Annotated in this window: 17 protein-coding genes; 13 read left to right on the forward strand and 4 right to left on the reverse strand. The window is 75.2% G+C overall.

Annotation, left to right across the window (positions count from 1 at the left end; genetic code table 11):
* Positions 1 to 5 precede the first annotated feature (5 nt).
* The 3 genes from lysA to ATL51_RS23595 form a co-directional block, all read right to left on the reverse strand.
* Entirely contained in the window at positions 6 to 1340 is a 1335-nt protein-coding gene (gene lysA, locus ATL51_RS23585; RefSeq protein WP_100879970.1) for a diaminopimelate decarboxylase, read from the reverse strand.
* Positions 1341 to 1575: 235 nt separating this feature from the next.
* The gene (locus tag ATL51_RS23590; protein WP_100879971.1) at positions 1576 to 2622 is read right to left on the reverse strand and encodes a magnesium and cobalt transport protein CorA; all 1047 of its coding nucleotides are present in this window, start codon (positions 2620 to 2622) and stop codon (positions 1576 to 1578) included.
* A 44-nt stretch (positions 2623 to 2666) separates the two neighbouring features.
* Complete coding sequence (locus tag ATL51_RS23595; protein ID WP_100879972.1) at positions 2667 to 3056, reverse strand: hypothetical protein; 390 nt, start codon at positions 3054 to 3056, stop codon at positions 2667 to 2669.
* Between the two features lie 370 nt (positions 3057 to 3426).
* Between ATL51_RS23595 and kdpF the strand changes: the two genes are divergently transcribed.
* From kdpF to ATL51_RS23625, 6 genes are all read left to right on the forward strand, one after another.
* Positions 3427 to 3489 carry a K(+)-transporting ATPase subunit F gene (gene kdpF / locus ATL51_RS29570; protein ID WP_238590245.1) on the forward strand — a complete coding sequence of 21 codons (63 nt, stop codon included), beginning with the start codon at positions 3427 to 3429 and terminating at the stop codon, positions 3487 to 3489.
* Positions 3489 to 5159, forward strand: a complete 1671-nt coding sequence (gene kdpA, locus ATL51_RS23605; RefSeq protein ID WP_100879973.1) for a potassium-transporting ATPase subunit KdpA — start codon at positions 3489 to 3491, stop codon at positions 5157 to 5159. Before kdpF ends, kdpA begins: the two co-directional genes overlap by 1 nt.
* 149 nt (positions 5160 to 5308) lie before the next feature.
* Positions 5309 to 7414, forward strand: coding sequence for a potassium-transporting ATPase subunit KdpB (gene kdpB / locus ATL51_RS23610; protein ID WP_100879974.1), 2106 nt, complete (start codon positions 5309 to 5311; stop codon positions 7412 to 7414).
* Entirely contained in the window at positions 7414 to 8025 is a 612-nt protein-coding gene (locus ATL51_RS23615) for a potassium-transporting ATPase subunit C (protein WP_100879975.1), read from the forward strand. The genes kdpB and ATL51_RS23615 overlap by 1 nt, the downstream gene beginning before the upstream one ends.
* Positions 8026 to 8045: 20 nt before the next feature.
* Positions 8046 to 10550, forward strand: a complete 2505-nt coding sequence (locus tag ATL51_RS23620; RefSeq protein ID WP_100879976.1) for a sensor histidine kinase — start codon at positions 8046 to 8048, stop codon at positions 10548 to 10550.
* Positions 10547 to 11260, forward strand: a complete 714-nt coding sequence (locus tag ATL51_RS23625) for a response regulator (RefSeq protein ID WP_301549160.1) — start codon at positions 10547 to 10549, stop codon at positions 11258 to 11260. Before ATL51_RS23620 ends, ATL51_RS23625 begins: the two co-directional genes overlap by 4 nt.
* Before the next feature lie 7 nt (positions 11261 to 11267).
* Here the strand turns inward: ATL51_RS23625 and ATL51_RS29110 are convergent, their stop codons facing one another.
* Positions 11268 to 12059, reverse strand: coding sequence for a CAP domain-containing protein (locus ATL51_RS29110; RefSeq protein WP_301549161.1), 792 nt, complete (start codon positions 12057 to 12059; stop codon positions 11268 to 11270).
* A 22-nt stretch (positions 12060 to 12081) separates the two neighbouring features.
* Here ATL51_RS29110 and ATL51_RS23635 point away from each other — a divergent pair, with 22 nt between their 5' ends.
* From ATL51_RS23635 to ATL51_RS23665, 7 genes are all read left to right on the forward strand, one after another.
* Positions 12082 to 12372 carry an acylphosphatase gene (locus tag ATL51_RS23635; protein ID WP_100879977.1) on the forward strand — a complete coding sequence of 97 codons (291 nt, stop codon included), beginning with the start codon at positions 12082 to 12084 and terminating at the stop codon, positions 12370 to 12372.
* A 61-nt stretch (positions 12373 to 12433) separates the two neighbouring features.
* Complete coding sequence (locus tag ATL51_RS23640; RefSeq protein ID WP_100880899.1) at positions 12434 to 12850, forward strand: VOC family protein; 417 nt, start codon at positions 12434 to 12436, stop codon at positions 12848 to 12850.
* Positions 12851 to 12929: 79 nt separating this feature from the next.
* On the forward strand, positions 12930 to 16535 hold the full coding sequence (gene smc / locus ATL51_RS23645; protein WP_100879978.1) for a chromosome segregation protein SMC: 3606 nt from the start codon (positions 12930 to 12932) through the stop codon (positions 16533 to 16535).
* Between the two features lie 56 nt (positions 16536 to 16591).
* Positions 16592 to 18370: a signal recognition particle-docking protein FtsY gene (ftsY, locus tag ATL51_RS23650; RefSeq protein ID WP_208623056.1), complete on the forward strand. Its 1779-nt coding sequence runs from the start codon at positions 16592 to 16594 to the stop codon at positions 18368 to 18370.
* A gap of 289 nt (positions 18371 to 18659) precedes the next feature.
* Positions 18660 to 19919 carry an ammonium transporter gene (locus tag ATL51_RS23655; RefSeq protein WP_237454072.1) on the forward strand — a complete coding sequence of 420 codons (1260 nt, stop codon included), beginning with the start codon at positions 18660 to 18662 and terminating at the stop codon, positions 19917 to 19919.
* A 3-nt stretch (positions 19920 to 19922) separates the two neighbouring features.
* Positions 19923 to 20261 (forward strand): P-II family nitrogen regulator, encoded by a 339-nt coding sequence (locus tag ATL51_RS23660; RefSeq protein WP_062401001.1) that lies wholly within the window; start codon positions 19923 to 19925, stop codon positions 20259 to 20261.
* A 138-nt stretch (positions 20262 to 20399) separates the two neighbouring features.
* Positions 20400 to 22799: a [protein-PII] uridylyltransferase gene (locus ATL51_RS23665; RefSeq protein ID WP_100879979.1), complete on the forward strand. Its 2400-nt coding sequence runs from the start codon at positions 20400 to 20402 to the stop codon at positions 22797 to 22799.

Consider the following 22799-nt stretch of genomic DNA (forward strand, 5'->3'; position numbering starts at 1 on the left):
GGGGGTCAGGAGCAGTCGCGGCGCAGCAGGTCCTCCGGGGTGTCGCGGCGCAGCAGCGCCAGCGACGCCCCCGCGGCGACGGCGACCACCGGCGGGCGCGGGACCTGGTTGTAGGTCGAGGCCATCGACGCGTGGTACGCGCCGGACACCGGCACCGCCAGCAGGTCCCCGGGCGCGACGTCGGCGGGCAGCCGGACGCCGTCGGCGATCACGTCGGAGGACTCGCAGTGCCGCCCCGCCACGCGGACCGTCTCCAGCGGCGCCCGGGTGGCGCGCCCGACGAGCCGGACCGGGTAGCGGGCGCCGTAGAGGGCGGGGCGCGGGTCGTCGCTCATGCCGCCGTCGACCAGCACGGTGGTGCGGCCGTCGCCGCAGCGCTGCACCGCGCCGACCCGGTAGAGCGTCACCCCGGCCCGGGCGACGACCGCGCGCCCCGGCTCGACCAGCAGCCGCGGCTCGTCGATCCCATGCGCCGCACAGGCCCGGGCCAGGGTGCCCCGCACGGCCCGGCCGAAGAGCGCCGGGTCCAGGCAGGGCTCGCCCTCGGCGTAGCCGACCGCGTGCCCGCCGCCCAGGTCCAGCTCGGCGACGCTGATCCCGTACCGCGCACGCAGCGCCGCGATCACACCCACCATCCGGACCGCGGCCCGCTCGTAGCGCGACACCGACGGCACCTGCGAGCCGAGGTGGCAGTGCAGCCCGGCCAGCTCCAGCTCGGGGCGGGCCAGCACCCGTCCGGCGACCTCGCACGCCTCGGCGGGCGGCATCCCGAACCACGACGACGCGGTGCCGGTCGTGAGCCCCGGGTGGGTGCCGGCGTCGACGTCCGGGCTGATCCGCAGCAGCACCTTCTGCCGGTGCGGCGCGAGCGCGGCGATCCGGTCGACCTCCGCCGCAGAGTCCAGCACGATCCGCCCGACGCCCGCGGCGAACGCCGCCTTGAGATCCTCGTCGGTCTTGACGGTGCCGTGCAGCACGATCCGGTCGCCGGGCAGCCCCGCGGCCGCGGCCACCGCGACCTCGCCGCCGGAGCAGGCGTCGACCGAGCAGCCCTCGTCGGCGACCAGGCGGGCCATCCCGCGGCAGAGGAACGCCTTGCCGGCGTAGACGATCTCGGCGTCGGGCAGCGCGGCCCGGTAGGCGCGGCAGCGGGCCCGGACGTCGGCGGTGTCGAGCACCTGCACCGGGGTGCCGAAGTGGGCGGCGAGCCCGGCGAGGTCGACCCCGCCGATCTGCAGGGCGCCGTCGGAGGTCGCGCGGGTCGTGACCGGCCACAGGCCCGGCTCGAGGCGGGCGGCCAGCGTCGGGCGGAGGGAGGGGAGCAGGTCGGCGAGGGTCACCGGGATGACTCCTTGGTGGCGGGCGCCCGGTGCGGGCGCCGTGCCCCTCCGTTGTCACCCCGCGGGCCCCTCCGTGCCCGCTCCCGCTACGCCGCCCTGACGGCGCCGGTGCCACCACTGGCGCCACCTTGACACGCACAGGGTCCGCTGGCCGTCGACGACGGTTGCTGCCGCTCCGCGGCCACCTCCGCCGTCCCGGCACCCGGGCCGTACCCGCGGGGTGTGCGCCCGGCCCTCAGAGCCAGTCGTTGCGCTTGAACGCCAGGTACAGCCCCAGACCGAGCAGCAGCATCAGCCCGATGGCCATCGGGTAGCCCAGCGCCCAGTGCAGCTCCGGCATCTCGTCGAAGTTCATGCCGTAGATGCCGGCGATCAGGGTCGGCGCGAACAGGATCGCCGCCCACGACGACACCCGCTTCATCTGCTCGTTCTGCGCGAAGCCCGCCTCGGTGAGCCGGGTCATCTCCTCGTTCTGCCGCTGCGCGACCAGGGTCGAGTTGACCGTCAGGATGTTGCCGAGCAGGTCGCGGAACCCCTCGACGCGCTCCCGCACCCGAGTGGCGTGGTCGATCACGTCGCGCATCGCCCGGCGCAGCTCCAGGTCCGGGGCGTCGCCGGACTTGGCGAATCGGGCCCGCAGCTCGACGAAGATCTCCTGCAGCGGCTCGACGGCCCGCTGGAACGCGATGACCTGCCGGGTCAGCTGGTAGATGCGCCGTGACACGTTCGGGTCGCCGCGGAAGACCTGCACCTCGATCTCGTCGATGTCGTCCTGCAGACCGTCGAGGACGGGGAAGTAGTCGTCGACGACCCGGTCCAGCACCGCGTAGAGCACCGCCATCGGACCGTGCGAGAGCAGGTCCGGCTCGCCCTCCAGCCGGTCGCGGACCTCGCCGAGCTGCGGCTCGGCGGCGTGCCGGACGGTGATGACGAAGTCCGGGCCGAGGAACAGGTGCACCTCGCCGATCTCGACGACCTCGTCGGAGTCGACGTAGCGGGCCGGGCGCAGCACCACGAACTCGGTGCTGCCGTAGCGCTCCAGCTTGGGGCGCTGGTGGGCGTTGACGGTGTCCTCGATCGCCAGCGCGTGTAGCCCGAACTCCGCCGCAACCTGGTGGATCTCGTCGACGCCCGGCCGCAGCATGCCGATCCAGCAGAACGCGGGTGCGTCGCCGCCGCGGTCGGCACGGCAGCCCTGCAGCGCCTCGACCGCGCTGTCGACGGAGTCGGGCGCCGCCGCCCGCTTGCCGTCGACGTAGACCGCGTTGTCGATCACCGACATGCACAGACCTCCCCGCCGGGCCGGCCGGGCGGGTGCCCGGGCCGTCACCGAGCAGGGTAACCAGCGCTGTCCCGCGCAACCGCCGGGACGAGGTGGGCGACCAGCGCGGTCGCCAGCAGCCCGGCCAGGAGCTCCAGGTCCCGCGTGCCGGTGTGCAGCTCGGCGAGGCGGTGCAGCCCGAAGCCGTCGGCGAACCCCCAGCAGACCGCCGCGGCGGCCGACGCACCGGCCGCCGTCGTCGCGACGGCGAGCGCCGCCGTCCCCACCACCGCGACGGCGACCGCGACCGCGGCGACGAGGCCGGGCCCGCCACCGGCGGCCCCCGCGGCACCGGCGGCGAGCCCCGCGGCGACGCCGGTGGCGATCGCGGCGACGAACCCGGCGCCCCCGGACAGGGGCGGCGGGACCGGACGGGCGGGGCGGCGCTGCAGCATGCGCGGGAGCGTGCGCCCCCGGCAGCGGATCGGCCCGGCCCCTGACGCGGTGTTGGCGTCGTCACGCGCGTGTGGTGACGGGTTCCTGAGATCGACCGCCCGTCCGGGGGACGTGATGGCCACCACCGGGCGTCAAGAACGCGTCAACGCGCGACCCGGTGGGCGTCAATCCGCCGTCATCGCCGCGGGCGCGACCCCCGGTGCGGCGCACGATCCCCGCAGCCCGCCGGACATGCCGGCGGGTGGGCACGACCGAGGAGAGTCCCGTGGCCGACCTGGCCTACACCGCGTTGCTGGTGGCGTCCTTCGCCGTCCTCGCGCTCACCCTGCGCGGGATGGAGAAGCTGTGATCGCGAACATCGCCGGGGGTGTGCTCGCCCTGGCCCTGCTGGTCTACCTGGTGATCGCGCTGCTCCGGCCGGAGCGGTTCTGATGGCGGGGCTCGCGCAGGCGGCGGCGCTGGTGGCGCTGCTCGCCGTGACCTGGAAGCCGCTGGGCGACCGGATGGGGCGGGTCTACACCGACACCCGGCACTGGCGGATCGAGCGGTTCGTCTACCGGGTCTGCCGGATCGACGCCGCGTCCCCGCAGCGCTGGACGACCTACGCCGCGGGTGTGCTGGGCTTCTCGTTCGTCTCGATCGCGCTGCTCTACCTGATGCAGCGGCTGCAGGCCTTCCTCCCGCTCGGGTTCGGCCGCGGCACCGACGGCGCCACCTCGGTGTCGCCCGCGATGGCGTTCAACACCGCGGTGTCGTTCGTGACCAACACGAACTGGCAGTCCTACGTGCCCGAGCAGGTGCTCGGCCACACCGTGCAGATGGCCGGCCTGACCGTGCAGAACGTCGTGTCCGCCGCCGTCGGCATGGCGGTCGCGGTCGCGCTGGTCCGCGGGTTCGTCTCCCGCGGCGACGACGACGGCCGCATCGGCAACTTCTGGGTCGACCTCACCCGCGGCGTCACCCGGATCCTGCTGCCGGTCGCCGCCGTCGCCGCCGTCGCCCTCGTCGCGACCGGCGTCGTGCAGTCGCTGCGCTCCGGGGTGGAGATCACCGCCGTGGACGGCTCGGTGCACACCCTCCCGCTGGCCCCGGCCGCGTCGCAGGAGGCGATCAAGGAGCTCGGCACCAACGGCGGCGGGATCGTCAACGCGAACTCCGCGCACCCGTTCGAGAACCCGGGCCCGGTCGCGAACCTGCTGGAGATCTTCCTGCTGCTGGTGATCCCGGTCGCGCTGACCCGGACCTTCGGGGTCATGGTCGGCCGGGTCCGCCAGGGCGTCGTCCTGCTGTCGGTCATGGGCGGCCTGTGGGCGCTCATGCTCGCCGCCGCCTGGCTCGCCGAGACCCACCCCAACGGCCCCGCCGCGCTCGCTGCAGGTGGTGCGATGGAGGGCAAGGAGGTGCGCTTCGGCATCCCCGGCTCGGTCCTGTTCGCGGTGTCGACGACCGGGACGTCCACCGGCGCGGTCAACTCGATGCACGACAGCTACTCCGGCGCCGCCGGCGGCGTGACGCTGCTGAACATGCTGCTCGGCGAGGTCGCCCCCGGCGGGGTCGGAGCGGGCCTCTACGGCCTGCTGGTGCTCGCCGTCATCGCGGTGTTCCTCGCCGGACTGATGGTCGGCCGGACCCCGGAGTACCTCGGCAAGAAGCTCGGCCGCCGCGAGATCACCTACGCCGCGGTGTCGATCCTGGTCATGCCGGCGTTCGTGCTGCTGGGGGCCGGTCTGGCGATCGCCCTGCCGGGCACCGCCGACGCCCTGAACAACGACGGGGCGCACGGCTTCTCCGAGGTCCTCTACGCCTGGGCCTCGGCCGCCAACAACAACGGCTCCGCGTTCGGCGGGCTCACCGCGACCGGTGACTTCTTCCAGGCCGGCCTGGGGCTGGCCATGCTGTTCGGCCGGTTCGTGCCGATGCTGGCGGTGCTGGCGCTCGCCGGCTCGCTGGCCCGCCAGCGCCGCGTCCCGGCCGGGGCGGGGACGCTCCCGACCGACGGCCCGCTGTTCGCCGGGCTTGTCGGGGGCACCGTGCTGCTGGTCTCGGCGCTGACGTTCTTCCCGGCGCTGGCGCTCGGCCCGATCGCCGAGGCCCTGTCGTGAGCCGGCGTCCCACCCCGCCCCCCGCCCCCACTCCGACCCCGTCGCCCGCCTCCGGCGGTGCCCCCAGGGGAACCTTCGTGGCTTACAGCGCTACGAAAGTGACCCTCGGAGCAGACGGCGGTGGGGGGATCCCCCGACCGGAGGAGAACGTGTCCGTGTCCACCGAGCGGCCCACCACCGGGCCGCAGGCGTCCGACCCGGCGCCCGCGCCCGTCGCCGCGGGGGCCTTCGCCCCGGGGCAGCTGCTGGCGGCGCTGCCCGAGGCGCTGCGCAAGCTGGACCCACGCGTGCAGGCCCGCAACCCGGTCATGTTCGTCGTCTGGGTCGGGTCCGTGCTGGTCACGGTGCTCGCCGTCGCGGACCCGAGCGTGTTCGCGGTGCTCGTCGCGGTGTGGCTGTGGTTCACCGTGCTGTTCGCCAACCTCGCCGAGGCCGTCGCGGAGGGGCGCGGCAAGGCCCAGGCCGCCTCGCTGCGGGCCACCCAGCGCGACACCGTCGCCCGCAGGCTGGTCACCGACGCGCCCGCCGACCGCGACGCCGCCGAGGAGCAGGTCCCCGGCGCGCAGCTGCGCCTCGGCGACCTCGTCGTCGTCGAGGCGGGGGAGACGATCCCCGGCGACGGCGACGTCGTGCACGGCATCGCCTCGGTCGACGAGTCCGCCATCACCGGCGAGTCCGCGCCGGTCATCCGGGAGGCGGGCGGCGACCGCAGCGCCGTCACCGGCGGCACCACCGTGCTGTCGGACAGGATCGTCGTGCGGATCACGACGAGGCCGGGGGAGTCCTTCGTCGACCGGATGATCGCGCTCGTCGAGGGCGCGGCCCGGCAGAAGACGCCGAACGAGATCGCCCTGACGATCCTGCTCTCGGCCCTGACGATCATCTTCCTGCTCGCGGTCGTCGCGATCGCCCCGATGAGCGCCTACGCCGGCACGCAGGTCCCGCTGCTCGTGCTCACCGCGCTGCTGGTCTGCCTGATCCCGACCACCATCGGCGCGCTGCTGTCCGCGATCGGCATCGCCGGCATGGACCGGCTGGTGCAGCGCAACGTGCTCGCCACCTCCGGCCGCGCCGTCGAGGCCGCCGGTGACGTCGACACGCTGCTGCTCGACAAGACCGGCACCATCACCTTCGGCAACCGTCGCGCCACCGCGCTGCACGGCGTGGGCGGCACCGGGACCGACGAGCTCGCCCGCGCGGCCCGGCTGTCGAGCCTGGCCGACCAGACGCCCGAGGGCCGCAGCATCGTCGAGCTCTGCGCGTCCGAGCACGGGCTCGCCCCCGAGGCCGACGCCGCGGAGGCCGTCGCGGAGTTCGTGCCGTTCACCGCGCAGACCCGGATGTCGGGTATCGACCTCGACGGCGAAGTCGTCCGCAAGGGCGCCGCGGCCGCGATCCTGGAGTGGGCGCAGGCCGCCGACCGGGCCGAGGTCGACCGCATCGTCGAGACCGTGTCCGACGACGGCGGGACCCCGCTGGTCGTCGCGGCCGCCGACGCCCCGGACGGGCGCGGTGCTCGCGTGCTCGGAGTGATCGAGCTGTCCGACGTCGTCAAGCCCGGCATGGCCGAGCGGTTCGCCGAGCTGCGCGCGATGGGCATCCGCACGGTGATGGTCACCGGCGACAACCCGCGCACCGCCGCGGCGATCGCCGCGCAGGCCGGCGTCGACGACCACATCGCCGAGGCCACGCCGGAGGACAAGCTCGCCTACATCCGCCGTGAGCAGGAAGGTGGGCGGCTCGTGGCGATGACCGGCGACGGCACCAACGATGCGCCCGCGCTCGCCCAGGCCGACGTCGGCGTCGCCATGAACACCGGCACCTCCGCCGCGAAGGAGGCCGGGAACATGGTCGACCTGGACTCCGACCCGACCAAGCTGATCGAGATCGTCGAGATCGGCAAGCAGCTGCTCATCACCCGCGGCGCGCTGACGACGTTCTCCGTCGCCAACGACCTCGCGAAGTACTTCGCGATCCTGCCCGCGATGTTCGTCGCGCTCTACCCGTCGCTGGGACTGCTCAACGTGATGGGCCTGGCGACGCCCGAGTCCGCGATCCTCTCCGCGGTCGTCTTCAACGCGCTGGTCATCGTCGCGCTGATCCCGCTCGCCCTGCGCGGGGTGCGGTACCGGCCGTCCTCGGCGGCGTCGCTGCTGCGCCGCAACCTGCTCGTCTACGGCCTCGGCGGGGTCGTCACCCCGTTCGCCGGGATCGCGTTCATCGACCTGCTCGTCCGTCTCGTCCCGGGGATCTGATGCTCACCACCCTGCGCCGCCAGACCGCCACCGGTCTGCGCGTGCTCCTCGTCATGACGGTCCTGTGCGGGATCGTCTACCCGCTCGCGATCTGGGGCGTCGCCCGGATCCCGGGCCTGGAGGCCCGGGCCGAGGGCTCGGTGCTGCCGGGCGGCGCCGGGTCGTCGCTGATCGGGATCGACCCGGTCGCGCCCGACCCGGCCGCCGACCCGTTCTTCCACACCCGGCCCGCGGCGTCGGCGGAGGCCGAGGACGGTCTCGGCCCGGCCGACACCGCCACCTCCGGCGGGTCGAACAAGGGCGGCTTCGACGACGGGCTGCTGGCCGCCGTGCACCAGCGCCGCGCGGTGATCGCCGCCCGCGAGGGCGTCGCGCCGCAGGCGGTCCCGGCCGACGCGGTGACCACGTCGGCGTCCGGGCTCGACCCGGACATCAGCCCGGAGTACGCGGCCCTGCAGGTGCCCCGCGTCGCGCGGGTCACCGGGCTGCCCGTCGCGCGCGTCGGCGAGCTCGTCGCCGCCGCGACGTCCGGGCGCACCCTCGGGTTCCTCGGGGAGCCGCGGGTGAACGTCACCGAACTCAACCTGTCCGTGCGGGACGCGCGCGGGTGAGCAGGGCCGACAATGGCCGGATGAGGGGTGAGCTCCGCATCCATCTCGGCGCCGCGCCCGGGGTCGGCAAGACCTTCGCCATGCTCGGCGAGGCCCACCGCCGCCTCGGGCGCGGCACCGACGTCGTCGTCGGTGTCGCGGAGACCCACGGCCGCGACCGCACCGCCGCGCTGCTCGACGGGCTGGAGGCCGTCCCGCGCCGGGCCGTGGAGCACCACGGCACCCGGCTGGAGGAGATGGACCTCGACGCCGTACTGGCGCGCCGCCCGCAGGTCGCGCTGGTCGACGAGCTGGCCCACACCAACGCGCCCGGCTCGCGCAACGCCAAGCGCTGGCAGGACGTGCAGGAGCTGCTCGCCGCAGGCATCGACGTCATCTCCACGGTCAACGTGCAGCACCTGGAGTCGCTCGGCGACGTCGTCGCGACGATCACCGGGGCCCGCCAGCAGGAGACCGTGCCCGACGACGTCGTGCGCGCCGCCGAGCAGATCGAGATCGTCGACATCACCCCGGAGGCGCTGCGCCGCAGACTCGCCCACGGCAACATCTACGCCGCGGAGAGGATCGACGCCGCCCTCGCCCACTACTTCCGGGTCCCCAACCTGGTCGCGCTGCGCGAGCTGGCCCTGCTGTGGATCGCCGACGAGGTGGACACCGCGCTGCGCCGCTACCGCAGCGAGAAGCAGGTGGACGAGATCTGGGAGACCCGCGAGCGCGTCGTCGTCGCGCTGACCGGTGGACGGGAGTCGGAGACGGTGCTGCGGCGCGCGGCGCGGATCGCGAAACGGTCCGGCGGCGCGGACCTGATGGCCGTGCACGTGCTGCGCGGCGACGGCCTGTCCGGCGGCCAGGTCGGCGCCGCCGACCGGGTGCGCCGGATGGCCGAGGGCGTCGGTGCGTCGTTCCACACCGTCGTCGGCGAGTCGGTCGGGGACGCCCTGCTCGACTTCGCCCGCGGCACCAACGCCACCCAGGTGGTGCTCGGCACGTCGCGGCGCTCGCGCCTGGCGCGGGTGTTCGACCCGGGCATCGGCGCACGCGTCGTGCAGGAGTCCGGGCCGATCGACGTGCATATGGTCACCCATCGTGAGGCCGGTCGCGCGCTGCGCCTGCCGCGACTGCGCACCGCTCTGCCCGCGTCCCGCCAGGCGCTCGGCTGGGCCGTCGCCGTCGCGGGCCCGGCCGTCGCGACGGTGCTGGGCGTCGTCCTGTCACCGTGGGTGGACCTGTCCACCGACGTCGTCCTCTACTTCCTCGCCACCGTGCTCGCCGCTCTCGCCGGCGGGCTCGGCCCGGCCCTGCTCGCCGCCCTGCTCGGCGGGCTGCTGCTGAACTTCTTCCTCTCCCTGCCGCTGTACTCCCTGGTCATCGCCGACCCGGGCAACGTCCTCACCGTCGCGACGATGCTGCTGGTCGGGGTGCTCGTCGCGCTGGTCGTCGACCGGGCGGCGCGGCGCGCAGAGCAGGCCGCGCGGGCCCGGGCGGAGGCGGCGCTGCTGGCGTCGTTCGCGCGGACCGTGCTGACCCGCTCCGACCCGCTGCCGCGGCTGCTGGACAAGGTCCGCGAGACGTGGGCGCTGCGGTCGGTCGCGCTGCTCGAACGCGGCGAGGACCGGGTGTGGCGCCGGGTCGCCTGCACCGGCGACGCCGGGGACTGCGCGCGGCCCGACCAGGCCGACGTCGACGTCGTCGTCGCCGAGGGGCTGCACCTGGTCGGGACCGGCCGCACCCTGCCCGCCGCGGATCGCAGGCTGCTGGAGGTCGTCGGCGGGCAGGCGCTGCTGGCGCTGCGCGGGCAGCGCGCCGAGGCCGGCGCCGCCGACGCCGAGCGGCGCGCGGCGGCCAACGAGACCCGCGGGGCGCTGCTGTCGGCCGTCGGGCACGACCTCCGTAGCCCGCTGACCTCGATCAAGGCGGCCGCGGGCAGCCTGCGCGACGAGCACCTGCCCCTCGACGACGCCGACCGCGCCGAGCTGCTCGCCACCGTCGAGGAGTCCGCGGACCGGCTCACCGCGCTGGTGGACAACCTGCTCGACTCCTCGCGGCTCGCCGCGGGCGCGGTGACCCCGCTGCTCGCCCCGGTCGGCTACGACGAGGTCGCCGCGACCGCGCTGCTCGGCCTGGAGGGCGCCGACCGGGTCCGGTTGGAGATCGGCGAGGACGTGCCCGACGTGCTCGCCGACGCCGGGCTCCTGGACCGGGTCGTCGCCAACGTCGTGGACAACGCCCTGCGCCACGGCGGCGGGTCCGAGGTCGCGCTGCGGGCCAGCGCCTACGGCGACCGGGTGGAGCTGCGGGTGGTCGACCACGGCCGCGGGGTGGCCCCCCGCGAGCGGGACGCGCTGTTCGCGGCGTTCCAGCGGCTCGGCGACCGCGACGCCGTGGCCGGGCTCGGGCTGGGACTGTCGGTCGCCCGCGGGCTGACCGCGGTGATGGACGGCGAGCTCACCGCCGAGGACACGCCCGGCGGGGGCCTCACCGTCGTCGTGTCGCTGCCCGCCGCGGCCGTCGTGGTGGCGTCGTGAACGCGCCCGCGCGCGGCGCAGCGAACGGGGTGCGGGTGCTCGTCGTCGACGACGACCCGCAGATCCTCCGGGCCCTGCGGATCAACCTCACCGCGCACGGCTACACGGTGCTCGTCGCCGCCGACGGCTCGGCCGCGCTGCGGGCGGCCGCGGACGGGCATCCGGACGTCGTCGTCCTCGACCTGGGGCTGCCCGACCTCGACGGCACCGAGGTCGTCGAGGGGCTGCGCGGGTGGAGCACGGTGCCGGTGATCGTGCTGTCCGCGCGCACCGACTCCACCGACAAGGTCCGGGCGCTCGACGCCGGCGCCGACGACTACGTCACCAAGCCGTTCGGGATGTCCGAGCTGCTGGCCCGGCTGCGGGCCGCGGTGCGCCGCGCCGCCGTGTCGACCGTCGACGGCGAGGCCGTGGTCACCACCGCGGACTTCACCGTCGACCTCGCTGCCAAGACGGTCGCGCGCGCCGACGGCGCCGAGGTGCACCTGACCCCGACCGAGTGGGGGATCCTGGAGCTGCTGGTGCGCCACCGGGGCAAGCTCGTCGAGCAGAAGCGGCTGCTGCGCGAGGTCTGGGGTCCGCAGTACGGCACCGAGACCCACTACCTGCGGGTCTACCTCGCCCAGCTGCGGCGCAAGCTGGAGCCGGTGCCGTCACGGCCGAAGTACCTGATCACCGAGGCGGGGATGGGGTACCGGTTCGACGGCTGAGCCGGCCTCAGCGGCCGAAGTCCTGGGTCCAGTACCCGTCGGCCAGCCCGATGCCGATCGTGGTCAGCGAGCAGTCCAGGATGTTCTTCCGGTGCCCGGGGGACTCCATCCAGTCCTGCACGACGGTCGCCGCGTCCGGCTGGCCCATCGCGATGTTCTCCGCGCCGGGGGAGTCGTAGCCCGCCGCGGTGATGCGGTCGGCGAAGTCCCGGCCGTCGCGGCTGTCGTGGGCGAAGTAGCCCCGGGCGGCCATGTCCTCGCTGTGGCCCTGGGCGGCCGCGCTGATCCGCGGGTCGGCCCGCAGCGCACCGCAGCCCGCGGCGGCCCGCTCGGCGTTGGTCAGCTCCACGACCCGGGCGAGCTCGCCGGACAGCCCGGCCACGGCGCCCCTCGCCGACGGGACCGCCGGACGGGCCGCGGGGCCCGGCCCGGAGGTGCGGCCGGTGACGGGCTCGGCGGTGGCGGCCGCGGCGGTGGCCGCCTCGTGCGCGGAGAGCGCGTCGAGCGCGGTCCGGGCGGAGGAGCCCGGGTCGGCCGGGGCGGCGGCGAGCGCACCGCGGACGAGCTCGGCGCCGTCGACCGGGGCGCCGTCACCGGCCGGGGCGGTCGTCGCGTAGGCGGCGCCGACCGCCCGGAGCGGCTGGGTGTCGGAGACCGGTCCACCGGGCCGTTCGGCGTCGGGCGAGCCCACTGCCGTGAGCGCCGGTGCGGCGAGCGGGGCGGCCATGGCCAGCACGGCGCCGGCCCCCACCCCGCCGAGCACGGCGCTCGCGGCGCGCGGTGTGCGTCGTCGGGTCACGGCCGCGTAACGTACCAGCACTGTGAGTGGCAACACGGATTCGACCGTTCGGCTGATCGCATGGGTCCAGGGGCAGGTGCAGGGCGTCGGTTTCCGCTGGTGGACGCGGTCGCGGGCGCTCGAGCTCGGCCTCGTCGGCCAGGCCCGCAACCTGTCCGACGGCCGGGTCGCGGTGACCGCGGAGGGTGACCGCGCCGCCTGCGACCGTCTGCTGGAGCTGCTGCGCGGCGGGGACACCCCGGGGCGGGTGACGTCGGTGTCGGAGCAGTGGGCTGAGCCGTCCGGAGCATTCTCCGGGTTCATCGAGGCCTGACCGCTCAGTTCTGTCGGTGCGGGGGTCTACACCTGTGCCCACACCGACCCCGGAGGTCCCGATGCCCGTCCAGATGACCCCGTACCTGCACTTCGACCACCGTGCGCGGGAGGCGATGGAGTTCTACCGCTCCGTGCTGGGCGGCGAGCTGCAGATCATGACCTTCGGTGACATGGGCGCCGAGGGCCCCGTCCCGCCGCCGGACGGCGTCATGCACGCCTACCTCGGCACCCCCGACGGCTTCGCCCTGATGGCCTCCGACGGTGACCCGCAGCGCCCGGTGGGGCCGCCGTCGGGCATCTCGGTCAGCCTGTCCGGCGACGACCCGGACAAGCTGCGTGGCTTCTTCGCCGGGCTCGCCGAGGGCGGCGTCGTCGACGTCGCGATGGAGAAGCAGATGTGGGGCGACGAGTTCGGCCAGCTCACCGACCGCTTCGGCGTCCGCTGGCTGGTCAACGCCTCCGCCCCCACCGGCTGAGGGTGCGCGGGCGGGCCGTCGGGCACGGCGGCCCGCCCGGCTACCCTGGTCGCCCCCGCGCCCCTGGAGATCCCCGCCCGTGCACCTCAAGACGCTGACGATGAAGGGCTTCAAGTCCTTCGCCTCGGCCACCACGCTGCGCCTGGAGCCCGGGATCACCTGCGTCGTCGGGCCGAACGGCTCGGGCAAGTCCAATGTCGTCGACGCGATCAGCTGGGTGCTCGGCGAGCAGGGCGCCAAGGCGCTGCGCGGCGGCAAGATGGAGGACGTGATCTTCGCCGGCACGTCCGGCCGGGCGGCGCTGGGCCGCGCCGAGGTCACCCTCACCATCGACAACTCCGACGGCGCCCTGCCGATCGACTACTCCGAGGTCTCGGTGACCCGCCGGATGTTCCGCGACGGCGCCGGCGAGTACGAGATCAACGGCTCCCGCGCCCGGCTGCTCGACGTGCAGGAGCTGCTCAGCGACTCGGGCATCGGCCGGGAGATGCACGTCATCGTCGGGCAGGGCCAGCTCGACGGGGTGCTGCAGTCCAAGCCGGAGGACCGCCGCTCCTACATCGAGGAGGCCGCCGGGGTCCTCAAGCACCGCAAGCGCAAGGAGAAGGCGCTCCGCAAGCTCGACGCGATGCAGGCCAACCTCACCCGGCTCACCGACCTCACCGCCGAGCTGCGCCGCCAGCTCAAGCCGCTGGGCCGCCAGGCCGAGATCGCCCGCCGCGCCCAGGCCGTGCAGACCGAGCTGCGCGACGCCCGGCTCCGCCTCGCCGCCGACGACTACGTGACCCTGTCCGAGGAGACCCGGCGTGAGGAGGCGTCCCAGGAGCAGGCGCGGCGCCGCCGCGCCGAGGTCGAGGAGCAGCTCGACGTCGCCCGCGAGCGCCAGGACGAGCTGGAGACCGCGCTCGCCGCGGACGCGCCGCGGCTGCAGGTCGCCCAGGACACCTGGTACCAGCTCTCCGCGCTGGCCGAGCGGCTGCGCGGCACCGTGCGCCTCGCCGAGGAACGCGTCCGCCACCTCACCTCCTCGGCCGAGGCGGGGCGCACCCCCGGCCGCGACCCGGACGAGACCGAGGCCGAGGCCGACGCGGTCGCGGAGCAGGAGGACGAGCTGGTCGCCGCCGTCGCCGACGCCCGGCGCCTGCTCGACGAGGCCGTCACCGAGAAGGCCGAGCGCGAGCGGACCCTCGCCGCCGCCGAGCGCGAGCACCTGGCCGCCGTGCGTGCCATCGCCGACCGCCGCGCCGGGATCGCCACCCTCGCCGGGAAGGCCGACGCGCTGCGCTCCGGCGTCGCCGCGACCGCGGAGGAGATCGAGCGGCTGTCCGAGGCGCTCGCCGAGGCGGGCGCCCGCACCGCCGAGGCCGAGGCCGAGCTGGAGACCGCGCGGGAGTCCCTCGGCGTGTCCGGGGACGACGCAGACGCCGACGCGCTCGCCGCCCGGGTCGAGCAGGCCGAGGCCGCGCACCGCAGCGCGGCCGAGCGGGTCGCCGAGCTGGTCGCCGCCGAACGCGACGCCGAGCAGCGCCGCGCGCACTGGCGCGCCCGGGTCGACGCCCTGCAGGTCGGCCTGGTCCGCCGCGACGGGACCGGCGCCCTGCTCGACTCCGGCGACGACGGTGTGCTCGGCGCCGTCGCCGAGCTCGTCGAGGTCGAGCCGTCCGGGCGGGCCGCGGTCGCCGCGGCGCTGGGCGAGCTCGCCGAGGGCGTCGCCGTCGCCTCCGTGGTGTCCGCGGCCGACGCGCTGCGGTCCCTGCGCCGTGGTGACGCGGGCCGGGCCGCGCTGCTCGTCGGCGCCGGTGCCGCGGGGGCCGACCGCTCCGCCGGGCGGGTGCGGGTCCCGGTCCCCGAGGGCGCCCCGCCCGCCGGGCGCTGGGCGGCCGCGCTCGTCACCGCCCCGCCCGCGCTCGCCCCGGCGCTGGGGGAGCTGCTGGCCGGGGTGGTCGTCGTCGACGGCCTGGACGCGGCGGCCACCGCCGTCGGGGCCCGGCCGGGGCTGACCGCGGTCACGACCGAGGGGGACCTGCTCACCGCGCACGCCGCCCGCGGCGGCACCGGCGCAGGGGAGGGCGCGCTGCAGCTGCAGGCCGCCGTCGACGACGCGGTCACCGCCCGCGACGCCGTCGACGCCGAGCTGGAGTCGCTGCGCCCCACCTGCGAGGGTGCCCGCGCCGAGGAGACCGCCCGCGGGGCCGACCTGACCGCGGCCCGCGCCGCCGTCGCCGACGCCGACCGGCGCCGCTCGGCCGCCGCCGCCCAGCTCGGGCGGCTCGAACAGGTCGTCACCTCCGCCCGCGCCGAGGCCGAGCGGCTGCGCGACCGCCGCGACACCGTCGAACGGCGGCGGTCGGACTCACTGATCGAGCTGGAGGCCGCCGAGCACCAGCTGTCGCTGGCCTCCGACGCCCCGGTCGACGACGAGCCCGACACCGAGCTGCGTGACGAGGCCGCCGAGCGGGTCGAACAGGTCCGCTCCGAGGAGGTCGAGTGCCGTCTCGCGCTGCGCACCGCCGAGGAGCGGGCCCGCGCCATCGCCGGGCGCGCCGAGACCCTGCGCCGCCAGGCGCACGGTGAGCGCCTCGCCCGGTCCCGGGCCGCCGCCGCGGCCGCGGAACGGGAGCGGGCCTCCGAGGTCGCCCGGCTCGTCGTCGACGCCGGGCACGTCGCCGCCGGGCGGATCGAACGCTCCCTGGCCGCCGCGGCCGCCGAGCGCGACGAGATCCAGGCCGCCCGCGCCGAACGCGAGCGGGCCCACACCGAGGCCCGCGACACCACGACGAAGCTCACCGCGCTGCTGGAGAAGCTCACCGACGCCGTCCACCGCGACGAGATGGTGCGCCAGCAGACCCGGATGCGCCTGGAGCAGCTGACCGAGAAGATCCTGGGTGACCACGGCATCGGCGTCGACGACCTCGTCGCCGAGTACGGGCCCGAGGTCCCGGTGCCGCCGTCGGCCGCCGAGACCGCCGAGTACGAGGCCGCACGCGAGCGCGGTGAGCAGGTCTCCGCGCCGCCGCCGGTCCCGTTCGACCGGCCCACCCAGGAGCGCCGCCTCAAGCGGGCCGAGAAGGACCTGTCGCTGCTCGGCAAGGTCAACCCGCTCGCGCTGGAGGAGTTCGCGGCGCTGGAGGAGCGCTACAAGTTCCTGTCCACCCAGCTCGAGGACCTGAAGAACACCCGGCGTGACCTGCTCACCGTCGTCCGCGAGGTCGACGACAAGATCCTCGAGGTCTTCACCACCGCCTACCACGACGTCGCCGCCGAGTTCGAGACCGTGTTCGCGACGCTGTTCCCCGGAGGCGACGGCAGGCTCGTGCTCACCGACCCCGACGACATGCTCACCACCGGCATCGAGGTCGAGGCCCGCCCGCCGGGCAAGAAGGTCAAGCGGCTCTCGCTGCTGTCCGGCGGGGAGCGCTCACTGACCGCGATGGCGCTGCTCGTCGCGATCTTCCGGGCCCGGCCCTCGCCGTTCTACGTCCTCGACGAGATCGAGGCCGCCCTCGACGACGTCAACCTGCGCCGGCTCATCTCGCTGATGGAGGAGCTGCGCACCACCAGCCAGCTCATCGTCATCACCCACCAGAAGCCGACGATGGAGGTCGCCGACGCCCTCTACGGTGTCTCGATGCGCGGCGACGGCATCACCCAGGTCATCTCCCAGCGCCTGCGCCCCGCCTCCTGACCGGCTGACCGGCCCGTCCTGCACGGCGGGTCGGCCGGGCGTGGCAGGGTGGCGTCGTGACCACGCAGACCCTCTGGATCGTCGTCGCGATCGTCGTGGCGGTGTTGCTGATCGCCGTCGTCGCCGGGCTGGTGATCGCCCGCCGACGGCGCATCAGCCTGCGGTCCGACGAGCAGCAGCGCGAGCTCGGGACCGGTACGGACGAGCCACCGCGCACCGGCGGCAGCTACCAGGCCGGGGGCGGGTTCGCGTTCTCCTCCGGGACGGCCACCGCGCCCGAGCGGCCGCGCGCCCCCGGCGACGACGCCCCGACCGCCGCCACACCGACCCCCGCCACCCCGGCCGCGCCGGCGCCGCCCGCCGAGGCCGCCGACGCACCGACCGCCGACGAGGTCCGGACCCCGCCCGGCGGCACCCCCGTCGTCGACGGGGCGACCGAGGCCCGCACCCCGCCCGGGGGCATCCCGGTCAGCACCGCCCCGCCGGTCCCGTCGACCGCGCCGCCCAGCAGCCCGACCGTCCCCACCGAGCAGACCGGGACCGTCACCGGTACCCCGGACGCCCGCGTCATCGACACGGCCGAGGCCAGCAAGGACCCGGCCACCCGCCAGCTCCGCCGCGCCGAGGGCTCCTCCGGGGCTGCCGGGACCGTGGCGACGCCCGACGGCGGCACCACCGAGCAGGTACCGGCCCCACCCGCCGCGAGTGCCCCGACCGAGCCGGTCGCGCGCCCGGAGGTCGCACCGAGTGCCCCGACCGAGCCGGTCGCGCGCCCGGAGGCCGCACCGAGCGCCCCGACCGAGCCGGTCGCGCGCCCGGAGGCCGCACCGAGCACCCCGACCGAGCCGGTCGCGCGCCCGGGGGCGGCGGACCCGCAGGCGCCGGTCGCCCCGGGCGCGCCCACCGAGGACATCGCCCCGGCCGAGGGCCGGATCGGCCGGCTGCGCGGGCGGCTGTCCCGCTCGCGTTCCGGGCTCGGCCAGAGCCTGCTGGGCCTGCTCGGCGCCGGTGACCTGGACGAGGAGTCCTGGGAGGACATCGAGGCCACCCTGCTGCAGGCCGACCTCGGCCCCGAGACGACCGCCGAGATCGTCGAGAAGCTGCGCGAGCAGATCGCGACCCGCGGCGTCCGCACCGCCGAGCAGGCCCGCGCCGCACTGCGCGACGTGCTCGTCGAGGCCCTCGGCACCGGCCAGGACCGCTCGGTGCACGCGCTGCCGCACGACGGGCGGCCCGCGGTGCTGCTGGTCGTCGGCGTCAACGGCACCGGCAAGACCACCACCACCGGCAAGCTCGCCCGGGTGCTGGTCGCGGGTGGGCACCGGGTGACACTCGGCGCGGCCGACACCTTCCGGGCCGCCGCCGCCGAGCAGCTCGTCACCTGGGGCGAGCGCTCCGGTGCGGGTGTCGTCCGCGGGCCCGAGGGCGCCGACCCGGCCTCGGTCGCCTTCGACGCCGTCAAGCGCGGCACCGACGACGGGGTGGACGCCGTCCTGCTCGACACCGCGGGCCGGCTGCACACCAAGACCGGCCTGATGGACGAGCTGGGCAAGGTCAAGCGCGTCGTCGAGAAGCAGGCCCGGGTCGACGAGGTCCTGCTCGTCCTCGACGCCACCACCGGCCAGAACGGGCTGACCCAGGCGCGGGTGTTCGGTGAGGTCGTGGACGTCACCGGGGTGGTGCTCACCAAGCTCGACGGCACCGCCAAGGGCGGCATCGTGTTCCGCGTGCAGCGCGAGCTGGGGGTGCCGGTCAAGCTCGTCGGGCTCGGTGAGGGCCCCGACGACCTGGCCCCGTTCGAGCCCACCGCGTTCGTCGAGGCACTGCTCGACTGAGGTCACGGTGCGGGCCGTCGCGGACGGCCCGCACCGTGCGCCATGTCACGAACCGGACCATCCGGATGACCTTCGATCCTCCGGATCCGGTTGGGTAACCCAACCGTCATCCGTCGCGGCTGCCTGTTAACCGTTACGAAACGGACAGGCGCCGAATGCGAAACACGCGATCACCATTCTTCCTCCCCAGTCAGCCAGATGGACGGACATGGGAGGAACAGTGCCTGCAGAGGCCCTCAACGGCGGCGACACCGCCTGGATCCTGGCGAGCGCCGCGCTCGTACTGCTCATGACACCGGGGGTCGCGCTGTTCTACGGCGGCCAGGCCCGGTCCAAGAGCGTGCTGAACATGATGATGATGTGCTTCAGCTCGCTGGGCCTCGTCGGTGTCCTCTGGATCCTGTTCGGATACTCGATGACCTTCGGCCCGGACCTCGGCGGCGGCCTGCTGGGCGACCCGTTCGCCTACTTCGGCCTCACCGCGATCCTGGCGAACGACCAGGCCGCCGAGACGCTGCCGCAGCTGGCCTTCGTCAGCTTCCAGGCGATGTTCGCGATCCTGACGGTCGCGCTGATCGCCGGTGCCGCCGCCGACCGCATGAAGTTCGGCGCGTGGATGCTCTTCTCCGGCCTGTGGGCCGTCCTGGTCTACTTCCCGATCGCGCACTGGGTCTTCGACCTGGAGCAGGGCTGGATCGCCACCTCGCTGGGCGCGCTCGACTTCGCCGGTGGTACCGCCGTCCACATCAACGCCGGTATGGCCGCCCTGGTCCTCTGCATCATCCTGGGCAAGCGTCGCGGCTGGCCGCGTGAGGCCATGCGCCCGCACAACCTGACCATGGTCATGCTCGGCGCCGGTCTGCTCTGGTTCGGCTGGTTCGGCTTCAACGCCGGGTCGTCCGGTGCCGCCGACTGGGCCGCCGCCTACGCCTTCACCAACACCATCGCCGCCACGGCCGCCGCCATCCTCGGCTGGCTGCTGATCGAGAAGATCCGCTACGGCAAGGCCACCTCGCTCGGCGCCGCCTCCGGCATCGTCGCGGGTCTGGTCGCGATCACCCCGGCCTGCGCCTCGGTCTCCCCGCTGGGCGCGCTCGCCATCGGTGTCCTCGCCGGTGCACTGTCGGCCTACGCGGTCGGCTGGAAGTACAAGCTCGGCTACGACGACTCGTTCGACGTCGTCGGCGTCCACCTCGTCGCCGGCCTCTGGGGCACCCTGGCCATCGGGTTCTTCGCCACCGACATCGCCCCCGACGAGACCAACGGTCTGTTCTACGGCGGCGGCGTCGACCAGCTCTGGCGCCAGGCCGTGGCCGCGCTCGCCACGCTGGTCTACTGCGGCATCGTGACCGCGATCATCGCCTTCATCGTCAAGGCCACCCTGGGCCTGCGCGTCGAGGACGAGGCCGAGCAGGCCGGCATCGACGAGGCGGAGCACGCCGAGACCGGCTACGAGTTCTCCGGCCTGCGCGGCGGCAGCGGTCTCGGCTCCTCGCCGAAGCCCGCCACCGAGGCGAAGGCCACCCCCGTCGCGAAGCAGGAGGTCTGACCCGTGAAGCTCGTGACCGCCATCGTCAAGCCGTTCGTCCTGGAGGACGTCAAGGGCGCCCTGGAGCAGATCGGCGTGCTCGGTCTGACCATCAGCGAGGTCCAGGGCTACGGCCGCCAGAAGGGCCACACCGAGGTCTACCGGGGCGCGGAGTACTCGGTCGACTTCGTGCCGAAGGTCCGCGTCGAGGTCGTGGTCGACGACGCGCTGCAGGACAAGGTCGTCGACGCGGTCGTCGAGGCCGCCCGCACCGGCAAGATCGGTGACGGCAAGGTCTGGGTGACCCCGGTCGAGACCGTGGTCCGCGTCCGGACCGGAGAACGCGGCGCCGACGCCATCTGACCGACGGTCCCTCGCGACGGCCCGTCGCGCTCCCTTCTCGGAGTGCGGCGGGCCGTCCGCCGTCCGGACTCGAATCGGACATCACGGCATGTAAGCGGTCCACTACTCGAACGAACAGGAAGCGGGTGGCGCGGGGCGATGACGGTCCTCGGGTCGGGCGAAGCGGCGGACCTGGTCAAGGCGAAATCGGTCCTCCTGGAATCCAACGGCCGGCACCACCACGGCCCGGAGGCGTTGCGGGCCGCGCTGGTCGACCTGCACGACTTCTGGCTCTCCTCCCGGTGCGCGGCACTCGGGGTCGGCGGTGAGGGCAGCGGGACGGCGCTGGCGGCCGTCGGTGCGCTCGGCCGGCGCGAGCTGTGCCCCTGGTCCGACCTCGACCTCGTGCTCCTGTACGACGGCCGGACCGACGTCGACGCGCTCGCGGAGAAGCTCTGGTACCCGCTCTGGGACGCCGGGATCGGGCTCGACCACTCGGTGCGCACCCCCGGACAGGCCGTGCAGATCGCGGCGACCGACCTGCGGGCGGCCCTCGGGCTGCTGGAGCTGCGGCACGTCGCGGGGGACGCGACGCTCACCGGCAAGGTCCGCGACGCCGTCCGTGCGGCCTGGCGGGCCGGGATGCGCAGCCGCTTCGACGAGATCGTCGACACCACCACCGACCGCTGGCGGCGCAACGGCGACGTCGCCCACCGCATCGAGCCGGACCTGAAGAACGGCCACGGCGGCCTGCGGGACGTGCAGCTGCTCGACGCCCTGGCCACCGCCCAGCTCGTCGACCGGCCGGGGCCCGACGTCGTCGCCGCCCGTGCGCTGCTGCTGGACGTGCGCACCGAGCTGCACCGGCTCTCCGGCCGGGCCCGCGACGTCCTGCGCGCCCAGGAGGCCGACGACATCGCCACGATCCTCGAGGTCGGGGACCGTTTCGACCTGGCCCGCGCCCTGTCGGGTGCGGCCCGCGCGGTCGCCTTCGCGGCCGAGGTCGGGCTGCGCCAGGCCCGCAACGCGCTGCCCCGCCGGGGGCTCGCCGCGCTCCGCCGCCCGCCGGTGCGCCGACCGCTGGACTCCGGCGTCGTCGAGCACGCGGGGGAGGTCGGGCTCGCCCGCGACGCGTCCGCGGCGAAGGACCCGGCCCTGGTCCTGCGGGTCGCCGCCACCGCAGCCCGCACCGGGCTGCCGATCTCCGCGGGCACTCTGTCCCGGCTCGCCGACACCGCCCCGGAGCTGCGCGCACCGTGGCCGCGGACGGCGCTGGCCGAGCTGCTCGCCCTGCTCGGGACCGGCAAGGCCGCCGTCGCGGTGGTCGAGTCGCTGGACCGCACCGGGCTGTGGGGGCGGCTGTTCCCCGAGTGGGGCGCTGTCCGCGACCTGCCGCCGCGGGACCGCACGCACGTCTGGACGGTCGACCGCCACCTCGTCGAGGTCTGTGCCGAGGCCGCCCGGCTCACCACCCGGGTCGCGCGCCCGGACCTGCTGCTGGTCGGCGCGCTGCTGCACGACATCGGCAAGGGCCGCGGCGGTGACCACTCGGTGGTGGGCGAGTCGCTGGTGCGCCAGATCGGCGAGCGGCTCGGGCTGCGCGAGGGCGATCTCGTGCTGCTCGCGGCGATGGTGCGCCACCACCTGTTGCTGCCCCACACCGCGACCCGTCGCGACCCGGAGGACCCGGCGACGGTGTCGCGGGTGCTCGAGACGCTGCGCGAGGCGGTCGCACCGACCGGCCGGGGCGACGCCGACGTGGCGCTGCTCCTCGAGCTGCTCGGCGCGCTGGCCGAGGCCGACTCGCTCGGCACCGGGCCCGGCGTCTGGAGCCCGTGGCGGCGCACCCTGATCCAGGGGCTGGCCGGGCGCTGCCTGTCCGCGCTCGACGGCCGCCCGTTCGTCGAGCCCGGCCCGCCGGACCCGGCCCACCGGGAGATGGTCGGCGCCGTCACGGCGGCGGGGGAGCCGCAGGTCCGCTTCGCAGGCGACGACGACGTCGCGTCGGTCACCGTCGCGCTGCCCGACGGGCGCGGGGTGCTGTCGGCCGTCGCCGGGGTGCTCGCCCTGCACTCGTTGCAGGTGCACACCGCCGACGTGAACGTGTCCGACGGGGTCGCGGTCGAGACGTTCGCGGTGACCCCGCGGTTCGGCGGCCTGCCCGACCCGGCGCTGGTCCGCTCCGACCTGGTGCGGGTGCGCGCCGGGTCGCTGGACCTGGTGCAGGCGCTGGCCCGCAAGGAACGCGACTACGCGCCGTCGACGCCGGAGGTGGAACGGACCGCCCCGCCGCGGGTGCTGTGGTTCGACGACGAGGCCACCGGCGCGGTCGTGCTGGAGCTGCGCGGCACCGACCGCATCGGGCTGCTCCACCACGTCACCGCCGCCCTCGAACGGACCGGGGTCGACCTCGTCTGGGCGCGGGTCGAGACCCTCGGCGCCTCGGTCGTCGACTCCTTCGGCATCGGCGGGTCCCCGGACCGGTCGGCCCGCAGCGAGATCGAGAAGGCGGTCCTCGCGGTGGCCGCCGGGCGCGGGGAGGCCCGACCGACGACGTGA

Origin of the sequence: Pseudonocardia alni, assembly GCF_002813375.1 — a bacterium.
GTDB classification, from domain to species: domain Bacteria; phylum Actinomycetota; class Actinomycetes; order Mycobacteriales; family Pseudonocardiaceae; genus Pseudonocardia; species Pseudonocardia alni.